The 12,312-nt window shown below is 70.5% G+C and carries 13 protein-coding genes; 9 read left to right on the forward strand and 4 right to left on the reverse strand.

Annotated elements, in window-relative coordinates; genetic code table 11:
• The first annotated feature begins 50 nt into the window (after positions 1 to 50).
• From mlaD to JR065_RS17000, 4 genes are read left to right on the forward strand one after another with little or no spacing between them, the layout of a single operon-like run.
• Positions 51 to 587, forward strand: coding sequence for an outer membrane lipid asymmetry maintenance protein MlaD (gene mlaD, locus JR065_RS16985; RefSeq protein WP_206235501.1), 537 nt, complete (start codon positions 51 to 53; stop codon positions 585 to 587).
• Entirely contained in the window at positions 584 to 1,255 is a 672-nt protein-coding gene (locus JR065_RS16990) for an MlaC/ttg2D family ABC transporter substrate-binding protein (RefSeq protein WP_206235503.1), read from the forward strand. Before mlaD ends, JR065_RS16990 begins: the two co-directional genes overlap by 4 nt.
• Positions 1,245 to 1,559: an STAS domain-containing protein gene (locus JR065_RS16995; RefSeq protein WP_206235504.1), complete on the forward strand. Its 315-nt coding sequence runs from the start codon at positions 1,245 to 1,247 to the stop codon at positions 1,557 to 1,559. The genes JR065_RS16990 and JR065_RS16995 overlap by 11 nt, the downstream gene beginning before the upstream one ends.
• A 3-nt stretch (positions 1,560 to 1,562) precedes the next feature.
• Positions 1,563 to 2,630, forward strand: coding sequence for an MlaA family lipoprotein (locus tag JR065_RS17000; RefSeq protein ID WP_206235505.1), 1,068 nt, complete (start codon positions 1,563 to 1,565; stop codon positions 2,628 to 2,630).
• Between the two features lie 209 nt (positions 2,631 to 2,839).
• Here JR065_RS17000 and JR065_RS17005 read toward each other — a convergent pair whose 3' ends face one another.
• The 3 genes from JR065_RS17005 to rmuC all read right to left on the reverse strand — a co-directional run bounded on the left by JR065_RS17005 (position 2,840) and on the right by rmuC (position 5,507).
• The gene (locus JR065_RS17005) at positions 2,840 to 3,382 is read right to left on the reverse strand and encodes a glutathione peroxidase (RefSeq protein WP_206235507.1); all 543 of its coding nucleotides are present in this window, start codon (positions 3,380 to 3,382) and stop codon (positions 2,840 to 2,842) included.
• Positions 3,383 to 3,443: 61 nt separating this feature from the next.
• Positions 3,444 to 3,827 carry a hypothetical protein gene (locus tag JR065_RS17010; protein WP_206235508.1) on the reverse strand — a complete coding sequence of 128 codons (384 nt, stop codon included), beginning with the start codon at positions 3,825 to 3,827 and terminating at the stop codon, positions 3,444 to 3,446.
• An 81-nt stretch (positions 3,828 to 3,908) separates the two neighbouring features.
• Positions 3,909 to 5,507, reverse strand: coding sequence for a DNA recombination protein RmuC (rmuC, locus tag JR065_RS17015; protein ID WP_206235509.1), 1,599 nt, complete (start codon positions 5,505 to 5,507; stop codon positions 3,909 to 3,911).
• A 209-nt stretch (positions 5,508 to 5,716) separates the two neighbouring features.
• Here rmuC and JR065_RS17020 point away from each other — a divergent pair, with 209 nt between their 5' ends.
• From JR065_RS17020 to JR065_RS17040, 5 genes are all read left to right on the forward strand, one after another.
• Positions 5,717 to 6,340, forward strand: coding sequence for a glutathione S-transferase family protein (locus JR065_RS17020; RefSeq protein WP_206235510.1), 624 nt, complete (start codon positions 5,717 to 5,719; stop codon positions 6,338 to 6,340).
• 51 nt (positions 6,341 to 6,391) lie between these two features.
• Complete coding sequence (gene leuE, locus JR065_RS17025) at positions 6,392 to 7,018, forward strand: leucine efflux protein LeuE (protein WP_206235512.1); 627 nt, start codon at positions 6,392 to 6,394, stop codon at positions 7,016 to 7,018.
• A 194-nt stretch (positions 7,019 to 7,212) separates the two neighbouring features.
• Positions 7,213 to 8,655: an amino acid permease gene (locus JR065_RS17030; protein WP_206235513.1), complete on the forward strand. Its 1,443-nt coding sequence runs from the start codon at positions 7,213 to 7,215 to the stop codon at positions 8,653 to 8,655.
• Complete coding sequence (locus tag JR065_RS17035) at positions 8,652 to 8,807, forward strand: hypothetical protein (protein ID WP_206235514.1); 156 nt, start codon at positions 8,652 to 8,654, stop codon at positions 8,805 to 8,807. The genes JR065_RS17030 and JR065_RS17035 overlap by 4 nt, the downstream gene beginning before the upstream one ends.
• Positions 8,808 to 9,191: 384 nt before the next feature.
• Positions 9,192 to 11,120 (forward strand): alpha-L-fucosidase, encoded by a 1,929-nt coding sequence (locus tag JR065_RS17040; RefSeq protein ID WP_206235516.1) that lies wholly within the window; start codon positions 9,192 to 9,194, stop codon positions 11,118 to 11,120.
• A gap of 768 nt (positions 11,121 to 11,888) precedes the next feature.
• On the opposite strand, the gene JR065_RS17045 is transcribed toward JR065_RS17040, so the two are convergent.
• Positions 11,889 to 12,293 carry a DUF2628 domain-containing protein gene (locus JR065_RS17045; RefSeq protein ID WP_206235517.1) on the reverse strand — a complete coding sequence of 135 codons (405 nt, stop codon included), beginning with the start codon at positions 12,291 to 12,293 and terminating at the stop codon, positions 11,889 to 11,891.
• Positions 12,294 to 12,312 lie beyond the last annotated feature (19 nt).

Raw genomic sequence — 12,312 nt, forward strand, 5'->3', positions numbered from 1 at the left:
ACGGTGCCCATGCCGTGCGTCCTGTCGAATCAAACTAGGTAGATACCCCTATGGCTATCCGTGGTCCCCGTCTCGAGTTCGCCGTCGGCGCCTTCCTGCTGCTGGGCCTGGCCTCGCTGCTGGTGCTGGCGCTCGCCTCCACCAACCGCCAATGGGGCTTCGGCGGCGGTCGCTACGAGCTGACCGCGCGCTTCACCCAGATCGGCCAGCTGCGCGAACAGGCGCCGGTGAAGATCGGCGGGGTGATCATCGGCCAGGTGGCGAAGATCCAGCTGGATCCGGCCAAGTTCGATTCCGTCGTCACCCTGGCGATCGACGACACCTACCAGGACCTGCCGGCGGACACCTCGGCCGGCATCCTGACCAGCGGCCTGCTCGGCGAAAGCTACGTCGGCCTGCAGCCGGGCGGCGATCCGGAGACGCTCAAGCCCGGCGAGGAGATCGTGTTCACCCAGCCTGCTGTAGACCTGATCCAGCTGGTCGGCAAGTACATGTTCGGCGGCGGTGGCGGCAGCAGCGCCGCGCCGGCCGGCAGCACCCCCGCTTCTCCTGGCGATGCGTCGCCCTCTACGGAACCCAAGCCATGACCATCAAACTCCTCTCCATCGCTCTTGCCGCCGCGCTGGCCGCGGCGGCGCCCGCCACCGTGCTGGCCCAGGCCGCCGCGCCGGCCGCCGCGGCCCAGCAGGGTTCGGCGAGCAAGGTCGTGCTCGACAACAGCACCCGCATCCTGGCCACGCTGGAACAGCGCCGCGCCGAGTTCAAGAGCAACAACGCCGCGCTCAAGCAGTTCATCGACGGCGAGATGAACAAGTCCTTCGACCGCGACTACGCCGCGCGCCTGGTGCTGGGCGTGCACGGCCGCGGCGCCTCCGATGCCGACGTCAAGCTGTTCGCCGACGCGATGGCCGACAACCTGATGCAGCGCTACGGCTCCTCGCTGCTGACCTTCGAGGGCAAGCCGCGGGTGCGGGTGAAGTCGGAGACCCCGCTGCCGGGCAACCGCGGCGCCAAGGTGTCCACCGAACTGGTGCGCAGCGGCGGCGACCCGATCCCGGTCGACTACCTGGTGCGCAACGTCGGCGGCAGCTGGAAGATCTTCGACGTGATGGTCGAAGGCGTGTCCTATGTGCAGACCTTCCGCAACCAGTTCGATGCGCCGCTGCGGCAGAAGTCGATCGCCCAGGTGGCCGCCGACCTGCGCGCCGGCTCGCTGCAAGTCGCACCGGCCAACGGCAACGGCAGTGGCAACTGACGCCAGCCTGCGACGCGACGGCGACACGCTGGTGCTGGCCGGCGTGCTCGACCGTGCCGCGGCCATCGCGCTGTGGCCGGCCGCCACGCGCGCGCTGGATGGCGCGCGCGCGGTGGACCTGCGCGGCGTGGAACGGGTCGACAGCGCCGGCCTGGCGCTGTTGGCCGAACTGGGCGCGCGCCTGCGCGCACAGGGCCAGGCCGAGGTCGCGCTCGTCGGCGCCCCGGCCGGGCTGACCGAACTGAGCGCGGCCTACCGGCTGGCGCCCACCCTGGATTTCCTATCTCCCCCTGCGGCGAGCTGACACATGAACGTGCTGCGTACCCTTCTTTCCCTGTCCCTGGTCGCGCTGCTGGGCGCCTGTGCCGGCGCTCCCCAGCGCGCGGCCGCGCCGGCGACTCCCACACCGGTCGCCGCGGCCGCCGACCCGGCCGACGCCGGCACAGCCCCTGCGGCCACGGACGCGGAGCAGACGCAGGCCAGCGACGCCCAGGCCGCGATGGTCCCGGCGGCGAGCGGCGATAGCGCCGCCACCGCCACCGCGCCTACCGACGGCGCGCCGTCCACCGCGGCCGAGGGCGACTACGCCGCGCTGTACGGCAGCGATCCGTACAACCCGGTGGCCGACCCGACCCTGCCGGCCGGCATCACCACGCCGCCGAGCTACGACCCGTGGGAGAAGTTCAACCGCAAGGTGCACGGCTTCAACAACGTGGTCGACCGCGCCGTGGCGCGGCCGCTGGCGCGCGCCTACGTCAACGTGGTGCCGCGCCCGGTGCGGCTGGGCGTGACCAACTTCTTCGACAACCTCAGCTCGCCGCTGACCATGGTCAACCAGCTGCTGCAGGGCCGTCCGCTGCAGGCCGGGCAGACCCTGGGCCGGTTCCTGGTCAACAGCACATTGGGCATCGCCGGCATCTTCGACCCGGCCAGCGACGCCAAGCTGCCGCGGCGCAGCGAGGACTTCGGCCAGACCCTCGGCGCCTGGGGCTGGCGCCGTTCGCGCTACGTGGAACTGCCGCTGTTCGGCCCGCGCACGGTGCGCGACGTGTTCGGCCTGGCCGGCGACGCGCCGCTGTCGCCGCTGCGGCAGATCGAGGAAGACACGGTGCGCGTCGGCCTGCAGGGCCTGCAGCTGGTGGACACGCGCGCGCAGCTGCTGTCGCTGGACAGCCTGCGCGACGAGGCGCCGGACGAGTACCAGCTGACCCGCGACGCCTGGCTGCAGCGCCGCACCTACCAGATCGAAGGCGACCTGCGCAGCCACAAGCGCGAGGACAACGATCTGCCGGACTACCTGCGCGAGGAGGAGAACAACCCGACCGTGCCGGTGGACGCGATGCCGATCCCCGAGTGGGGCGGCGGCGGCAAGTAGGCGCTGCCCGTTCCGCTAGGCTCACGAAAACCCGGCGCAGGCCGGGTTTTTCGTTTCCGCAGGATTCGTGTCGTGGCGCGTGCCCATGCGCGCGGCCACGGCGCGGATGCCGGCGCGACCGCGCGCGATCCGCAGGCATGGGCTGACGCAATGCCGTTACCCCTGCGCCTGCGCACGTTCGCCGCAGCGCGCGTGCCGGCGCCGCAGGCCTACGCCAGCGCCGCGTCGATCGCCTGGCGCAGGCGCGCGTCGTCGGCGGCGAGGTTGGGGGCGAAGCGCCCGAGTACCTGGCCGTCGCGGCCGACCAGGAACTTCTCGAAGTTCCACAGCACGCCCGGCGCCGGGTTGGGGTCGATGCCGTAGCCGCGCAGCTCCTCGCGCATCGGGCCCTCGCCTTCGGTCTGCGGCCGTGCGGCAATCAGCGCACGGTACAGCGGATGCGTCGCCTCGCCGGTGACCGCGATCTTGGCGAACATCGGGAAGGTGACGTCGTAGGTGAGCTGGCAGAACTGCTGGATCTCGGCCTCGCTGCCCGGTTCCTGGCCCTTGAAGTCGTTGGCCGGGAAGCCGAGCACTTCCAGCCCGGCGCCGCGCTTTTCGCGGTACAGCGCCTCCAGCCCCTCGTACTGCTGGGTCAACCCGCACTTGGAGGCGACGTTGACGATCAGCAGCACCTTGCCGCGGTACGCGGCCAGCGCCGTGGGCTGGCCTTCGATGCTGGTCAGCGGGATGTCGTGGATCGACTGGCTCATGTGCGCTCGCGCAAGGAAAGGGAGCGCCAGCATAGACCGGCGGCCAGCGCCTGGCGCGCGCTCAGTCGATGCAGATCTGCGAGGCGCCCACGCCGCCGCGCACTTCCTGCCGGCAGCCGAAGTTCTCGCTGATGTCGCGCTGGCAGGTGCCCTGCGCCGGCGTTCCGCTGGCCACCGGCGTGGCGACCAGGCAATCGCCCTGGCACTGGTCGCTGTCGCTGCAGGCCTTGCCGGCGTCGGCGAACGGGACCACGCACCGAAGCAGGCCGCGGCGGCCGAGCGGGCGCATGCTGCCGCCCTGTGCCGCGCAACTGGCCGCGTCCGGCGCCGCGGTGGCGCTACCGCTGTCCGCTTGCGCGGCGGGCACGGCGTGCGCGCCGGGACCATTGCTGCAGGCCGCCAGCAGCAGGCAGGACAACAGGCTCATGCACGCGCGTATCGACATCCGGTTTGTTCCTGGTTGGCTGGCGTAGGCGCGCAGTATCGCAAAGCCGGCGGCGCCGCAGGTGGAGCGCCATGCTGCCGCCTATTCCTGCCCGTCGCGCGGGGGGTCTTCGTCCAGGCCGGTGCCGGTGTCGTCGATGGGAAGGTCCAGATCGAGCAAGGGCACCGGTGGCGCGTCGGGCAGCGTCTCCACGCCGCGCAGGCTGCGCTCGATGGTGCGCGTCTTGCGGCTGGCTTCGCCCAGGCTGCGCCCGACCGTGGTGATCTGCTTCTCGGCCTTTTCGAGGATGCCGGCGAACTTGCCGAACTCGCTCTTGACCGCCGCCAGCACGCCCCACACTTCGCTGGAACGCTTCTCGATGGCCAGCGTGCGGAAGCCCATCTGCAGGCTGTTGAGCAGCGCGGTCACGGTGGTGGGGCCGGCGATGACGATGCGGTGCTCGCGCTGCAGCAGGTCGGCCAGGCCGGGCCGGCGCAGCGTCTCGGCGTACAGGCCCTCGGTGGGCAGGAACATCACCGCGAAGTCGGTGGTGTGCGGCGGGGCGATGTACTTGTCGCTGATCGACTTGGCCTGGACCCGGATCGCGCGTTCCAGCTGCGCGCCCATCAGCAGCACCTGTTCCGGGTCGCCCTGTTCCTGCGCGTCGAGCAGCCGTTCGTAGTCCTCGCGCGGGAACTTGGAATCGATCGGCAGCCACACCGGGGTGTCGTCGTGGCCGCGCCCGGGCAGGCGCACGGCGAAATCCACCGCCTCGTTGCGCTCCGGGCGCACGCGCACGCCGCGCGCGTACTGCTCCTGGGTCAGGGTCTGCTCGAGGATGTTCTCCAGCTGCACCTCGCCCCAGCCGCCGCGGTTCTTGACGTTGCTGAGCACGCGCTTGAGGTCGCCCACGCCGGTGGCCAGCTGCTGCATCTCGCCCAGCCCGCGCTGCACCTGCTCCAGCCGCTCGGACACCAGCTTGAACGAGGAATCCAGGCGCGTGGTGAGCGTGCTCTGCAGCTTCTCGTCGACGGTGGCGCGCATCAGTTCGAGCTTGGCCGAGTTGTCGGCCTGCAGGCCCTTGAGCTGCTGTTCCAGGGTCTCGCGCATCTCGCCGATGCGCTGCTCGTTGCGCTGGGTCAGCTCGTTCAGGCGCTGGACCAGCGTTTCGGTGAAGCGCTGCTGCGACTGCGCGCCTTCCAGCCGGCCCTTGCGCGCGTCCTCCACCAGCGCCTCGCGCAGCCCGTCCAGGTGCGCGTCGATGCGCGCGACCAGCTCCGCCTGCTGCTGGCCGAAGTGCAGCATGCGCGCCTCTTGCTGCTGGCCGAACGCGTCCAGCTGGCCGCGCACCTCGACCAGGCGCTGGTTGAGCAGTTCGGCCATGCGCAGCTGCGCTTGCCCGGCCTCGACCCGGCCGCGGCGCGCGTCCTCGGTCAGCGCCTCGCGCAGCAGGTCCAGGCGCTGGTCGGTGCGGGTGGACAGGTCGGCCAGGTTGCGGCCGAAGCCCTCGATGCGCGTGTCCTGCAGCCGCGCCAGGCTGTCCAGCTGCTCGCGCAGTTCGCCGCGGCCGCTGCGCTGCTCCTCGCGCAGGGCCTGCTCCAGCGGCGCGTGGCTGGAACGGCGCAGCAGCAGCGCCAGCAGCAGCGCGATGACCGCGCACAGCAGGCCGGCCAGGATCAGGAAATGGGGATCGTTTTGCATGCCGCCAGTGTAGCCGGCCGCGTCTCACGCGCTGCGTCCGCGCGCTGCGGTTGCCGCCGCCGCGCGATGGCCCCATGCGCCGCACCCCCATCCGCGCCGAAGCGGCCAGGCGGCCCTGTGCGGGGGATCGCGGCGCCCGCCTGCGCGTGCATTGCGCCGCGCGCCGCGCCCAGGCACGCTCCAGTACCTTTCCTCGGCCGCCTACGACCATGCTCGTGCTGTACGGCAAATCCTCGTCGATCAACGTGCGCAAGGTGCTGTGGCTGTGCGCGGAACTGGAGCTGGCGATCGACCAGCAGCACTACGGCGCCGGCTTCGCCGCGGTGGACACGGCGGCGTTCCGCGCGCTCAATCCCAATGCGCTGGTACCGGTGCTGCGCGACGGCGATTTCGTGCTGTGGGAATCCAACAGCATCTGCCGCTACCTGGCCGCGCGGCAGCGGCGCGCGGACCTGCTGCCGACCGCGCCGCAGGCGCGCGCGCAGGTCGAGCAGTGGATGGACTGGCAGGCGACCGAACTGAACAACGCCTGGCGCTATGCGTTCATGGCGCTGGTCCGTGACAGCCCCGCGCATCGCGACGCCGAGGCGATCGCGCACAGCGTGGAGAACTGGCACCGGCACATGCGGATCCTGGACGCGCAACTGCAGCGCACCGGCGCCTACGCCGCCGGCGCCGCGTTCACCGTGGCCGACATCGTGCTGGGCCTGTCCACGCAACGCTGGATGGCGACGCCGATGGCGCGGCCGTCGCTGCCGGCGGTGGCGGCCTACTACGATCGCCTGTCGACGCGCCCGGGCTTCCTTGCGCACGGTCGCAACGGCCTGCCGTAGCCGGGGCCGGCGGCGTCTATCATGGCCGCCCGTTTCGCGCGAGCGCGTGCCATGCTCTGGATGGGAATCCACGACCTGTGGACCTTCGTCGTCGCGGTGCTGCTGTTCCTGGCCCTGCCCGGTCCGGGCACCTTCGCGCTGCTGACCGCCACCGGCCGCGGCGGCGTGCGCGGCGGCTATACCGCGCTGGCCGGCCTGCTGCTCGGCGACCAGGTGCTGATGTGGCTGGCGGCGGCCGGCGTCGCCGCGCTGCTCCAGGCCAATCCGGTGCTGTTCCACGCGGTGCAGTACCTCGGCGCCGCCTACCTGGTGTGGATCGGCATCGGCCTGCTGCGCGCGCCGCGCGGCGACGGCGCGCTCGGCCCGATCCGCATGCACCCGGGCCACTACTTCCGCCAGGGCCTGCTGATCACCCTGCTCAACCCCAAGGCGATCGTGTTCTACATGGCGTTCTTCCCGTTGTTCATCGACCCGGCCACGCATCGCGGCCTGGCCACCTTCGCGACGATGGCCGGGTTGATCGCGCTGCTCGGCGTGGCCTACTGCTCGCTGCTGATCGGGGTCGGCCACGCGCTGGCGCGTCGCGTGCGCGAGCATCCGCGGCTGGGCCTGTGGCTGCGCCGCGGTGCCGGGGTGTTCCTGATCGGCTTCGGGGTGCGGTTGGGAACGAGCAGCTGAAACGCATCGTCATAGGACACACCACCGGGCCACTACGGCAGCGCCGGGTGCCCGGTCGCCGCGCAGCGGCGCAACCGCGATCGACGCGGCGCCGGCCACGATCATGGCGTAACCCGGTCCCGGCATAGCTTTGCTGCACCGCATTGGGCGACACTCGCGGACCTGTTCCCGCTGCCGCTTCCCGCGAGGCCCGCATGTCGTTCCTGTTCCGGCGCAAATCCCTCGATCTGGTCACCGTGCACGAGGCCGGGCGCCGGCTGGTGCCCACGCTGAGCTGGCCGCACCTGGTGGCGCTGGGCATCGGCGCCATCGTCGGCACCGGCATCTACACCCTGATCGGGGTCGGCGCGGACAAGGCCGGGCCCGCGGTGCTGCTGTCGTTCGCGGTGGCCGGGGCGATCTGCGCCTGCGCCGCGCTGGCCTACGCGGAGATGGCGACGATGATGCCGGCCGCCGGCAGCGCCTACACCTACAGCTACATCGCGCTGGGCGAGAGCATCGCCTGGGTGGTGGGCTGGAGCCTGATCCTGGAGTACTCGCTGGTGGTCAGCACGGTGGCGGTGGGCTGGTCGGGCTACTTCGTCGGCTTCCTGCAATGGGCCAGCGCGCAGTCGGGGATCGACATGACGCTGCCGGCCGCGCTCGCCGCCGGCCCGCACGCCGGCGGCGTGGTCAATCTGCCGGCGGTGCTGATCACCTTCGTGGTGGCCGGGATGCTGATGGCCGGCACCCGGGAAAGCGCCACCCTCAACGCGGTGCTGGTGGTGCTCAAGATCGTGGCGCTGGGCGCGTTCGTCGCCATCGCGCTGCCGGCCTTCGACGGCGACCACCTGCAGCCGTTCATGCCGTACGGATTCTCCAAGGCGCTGGGCGCCGACGGCGTGGAACGCGGGGTGATGGCGGCGGCGGCGATCATCTTCTTCGCCTTCTACGGCTTCGATGCGATTTCCACCGCCGCCGAGGAAACCAAGAACCCCGGGCGCGACCTCTCCATCGGCATCATCGGCTCGATGGTCGGCTGCACGCTGATCTACGTGCTGGTGGCGCTGGCCGCGGTGGGCGCGATGAGCTACACGGTGTTCGGACAAAGCCCCGAGCCGCTGGCGCTGATCCTGCGCGAACTCGGCCACGGCAAGGCCGCCGCGATGATCGGCGTGGTCGCGGTGATCGCGCTGCCGACGGTGCTGCTGGCGTTCCTGTACGGGCAGAGCCGGATCTTCTTCGTGATGTCGCGCGACGGCCTGCTGCCGCGCGGGCTGTCCAAGGTCAGCGCGCGCACCGGCACGCCGGTGGCGACCACCCTGTTCACCGCGGTGCTGGTGGCGGCGCTGGCCGGCGTGGCGCGGCTGGACGAGATCGCCGCGCTGGCCAACGCCGGCACCCTGGCCGCGTTCATCGCGGTGGCCGCGTGCCTGCTGGTGCTGCGCGTGCGCGAGCCCGGCCGCGAGCGCAAGTTCCGCACGCCGCTGGCGTGGGTGGTCGCGCCGCTGGCGATCGGCGGCTGCCTGTACCTGTTCTGGAGCCTGCCGCACACCACGCAGAAGTGGTTCGCGCTATGGAACGCGGTCGGCGTGGTCGCGTACCTGGCCTACGGACGGCGCCACAGCCTGCTGCGGCGCGAGCAGACGCGGCAGTGACGCCACCGTTCCCAGCCGCCTGGGCGCGCCGCATCGGCACCGCCTTCGCTCGCCCGATGGCGCTGGCCGACGCGCTTGGCGAATGCGGCTGGCGCCGGGATCCGGCCGAGGGGATTGCGCAGTTCGGCAACGACCTGCGCGTCGCCGTCTAGCTGCCTGCTAGCGCCGCCGAGGACCGCGCCCGTCGGCGATGGGCCCGGGCCGAACGTCGCCAGCCATCTGCCGGAGAACCTGCCGGTTGCGGCGAACGCACTACGCGAGCGCGGCGACGGTGCGACCGAACCCGCCACGTCGTCGCTTCCATCGGACGACGACCGCCATGCGCCTGACCCTGCTCGCCGCCGCACCGGTCGCGCGTTGCTGCCACCGCGACCGCTCCAGAAGGAAAGCATCAGACACCGCCGCTCTCGTTCGACCTCATCGGGTCCGACAGGCGCCGGCATGGACGCTCAGCGAGTCGTGCACGTCCTGGCGGTGCTGCTTCGCCGCCGCTGGAAAAAGCTAAGATCCGGACTTGTGCGAATTTGGAGAAGTCAATGATCGATCGCCGCACCTTCCTTGCCACCGGTGTAGTGGCCGTCGCCGCCAGCGTTACCGCATCCGCCGCCCAGATCGCAGGCGCGCCTCGCCCTAGGGCGCCTTCGCCCTGGGGCGCGGTGCCCAGCGCGCGGCAGCTGCAATGGCACCGGCTGGAGCAATACGCATTCGTGCATTTCGCGATGAACACCTTCACGGACAAGGAATGGGGCTACGGCGACGAGGATCCGCGCAAGTTCGATCCCAGCGATTTCTCTGCCGATCAGATCGTCGCCGCGGCCAAGGCCGGCAACCTCAAGGGACTGATTTTTACCGCGAAGCACCACGACGGATTCTGCCTTTGGCCGACGCGCCTGACCGAGCATTGCATTCGCAATTCGCCCTACAAGGACGGCAAGGGCGACATCGTCGGCGAAATGGCCGCGGCGTGTCGGCGCGCCGGCCTGGCCTTCGGCCTCTACCTCTCCCCCTGGGACCGCAACCACGCCGAGTATGGCCGCCCGGCATATCTGGACTATTTCCGCAAGCAGATCGTCGAGCTATGCACGCGCTATGGCGAATTGTTCGAGTTCTGGTTCGACGGCGCCAACGGCGGCGACGGCTACTACGGCGGCGCGCGCGAAACGCGCAAGATCGATGCGCCCAGCTACTACAACTGGCCAAGCATGATCGCCCTGGTCCACCAGCACCAGCCGATGGCCTGCACCTTCGATCCTCTTGGCGCCGATATCCGCTGGGTGGGCAACGAGGACGGCGTGGCGGGCGATCCGTGCTGGCCGACCATGCCGGATGCCCCTTATACCCAGGAAAACGGCAATGCCGGCGTGCGGGGCGCGGCGCTGTGGTGGCCGGCCGAAACCAATACCTCCATCCGCCCGGGCTGGTTCTACCATGCCGATGAAGACGGCAAGGTGCGCAGCCCGGAGAATCTGGTGCGCTACTTCGACACGTCTGTCGCGCGGGGCACCACTATGAACCTCAATCTTCCGCCCGACCGACGCGGACGCATTGCCGACCACGACGTCGCGGTGCTGAAGAGCTTTGGCGACGCGATCCGCGCCAGCTTCGCCATCGACCTGGCCAAGGGCGCCAAGGCCAGCGCCAGCGATTCCCGCGGCGTGGGTTTCGAACCGGCACGCGTGCTCGACCGCCAGCCGGACAGCTACTGGTCCACGCCGGACGGCGTCACCACGCCGACGTTGACGCTCGAACTACCGGCGGTGCGCCGCTTCGACCTGATCCGGCTGCGCGAATACCTGCCACTCGGCGTGCGCGTAACCCGCTTCGCCGTCGAGGCCCAGGTCGATGGGCAATGGCGGCGGCTGGCTGAAGCGCAGTGCATTGGCGCACAGCGCATCTTGCGGCTCGATCGCCCGGTTGCCGCGAGCCGCGTGCGCCTGGTCGTGCTCGAGGCGCCGGCATGCCCCGCCATCAGCGAATTCGCGCTGTTCCTCGCCGTTGCGCCGGTCGCCGTCGCCCGGCCGACGGCGAGCGCGGCAGACGTGCTGTCCACCGCTGGCTGGCGGATCGTCGAGGCCAGCGCGCCTGGCGCGGAGAAGCTGCTCGACGATGACGCCGGCACGGTCTGGATCCTGCCCGCTCCCACGCCTGGCCATCCCGCGCAGGTCACGGTCGACATCGGCGCGTTGCGCCAGGTCGCCGGCTTCAGCCTCACGCCCTCGCGCGCGGTCATGAGCGGCTCGGCGCCGCCGAAACGCTATGTCGCAGAAAGCAGCGAGGATGGCCAACGCTGGCAGCCGGCCGGCGCCGGCGAGTTGTCCAACATCGCCTATGCGCTCTCGACCCAGCGCCTGAATTTCCCCGAGGTGCGCCAGATCCGCTACCTGCGGCTGTCGTTCGCCGAAACGGCGGTTCCCGCCGAGCGGCTGGCGATCGCAGGGATCGGCGCCTTCTCGCGCTTGCGCTGACGGCGGCGGTCTCTCATGGCCATGCGGTGATGGAGTGCGCCCCGGGAGGGGCGCAGCTTCGTTGGCGCGGGCTCGCTTGCCCGGATACCGCTGGTTGGTTCTGCCGCGCCTCGCCTGACTGACGAAGCGAACTTCGGTTAGTCACCGGCGCGCGCGGCAACAGTCCGCCGCTGACCTGCCGCTTGCCCGCCATGCCTGATCTGCTTCGTCTGTACCGACCGCTTGCTCGACAGTGCCGCTCTCGATCCTCGCCCTGGGCAGGGATCGCAACAGCGCCGCGAACGGAGCGACAGGTGAAAGGGGCGGTCGCTTACGCTGAAGGGCGAAGCGCGGCAGGCCGAAGAAGCTGCTGGCAGGGCAACTGCTCGAGAACGGCCTGACCCAGGATGCGAAGAAGCGACGAACGCGCCGATGCGGCGTACGCCGGTGCGCGCGCGCATCGGTCGTGGCGCCAGCGAGCGGCGCACCGGCGATGATCGGGATGAAGTGCCCGGGGCTCCGACCCGATCTCTAATCAGGCGGGGGACGCCGCCGCGGCCTCGGCGACGAATTCGTCGCGCAATCCGGGTTCCGGCTTCACGGCGGACATGGCTCGTTTCGACAGGGCCGATCCGGCCCGAGGTACAGAAAGTACATGCCGCGTCATGAGGCGAGACGGCGGTGCGCCACGGTTAGCGTCGCCGCCAGACTCGACTGGCGCCGCCACGACACAGCGTTCGCTGCGCCGTGGCGGCGGCCGCGGACGTCAGCGGCGTCCGCGCGCTGCGCTTACCACCAGCGCATGCCTTCGAACGGGTTCCAGCTGGTGCTGCCCTTCACCCGATCCAGGTAGAACGCGTAGTTGGCGATCATGCCGACCAGCACCGAATAGGCCACGCCCAGGCCGTTGGCGACCATCCGCGGCAGCACGAACGCCAGCACGCCGATCAGCAGCGAGATGCCGATCAGCATGATCGCCTTGCGCCACAGGCCGAGGATGAAGAAGTAGATCCAGCCGAAGAAGAAGGCGAAGAAGTTCATGTTGATCTTCAGGCGGTCGCCGAACGACGGCAGCGCCTTGAACGCCGGCTTGAACTCGGGCGAGGCCGGACCGCCGTGGCGGTCGAAGAAGTCGAAGCGGAACTGCCACTTCGGGCTGAGCGGCGCGCGTTCCGGGAGGTTCTGGGTATTCATTGACGGCAAAAGTCCATTT

Source organism: Xanthomonas sp., from assembly GCF_017163755.1.
GTDB lineage: Bacteria > Pseudomonadota > Gammaproteobacteria > Xanthomonadales > Xanthomonadaceae > Xanthomonas_A.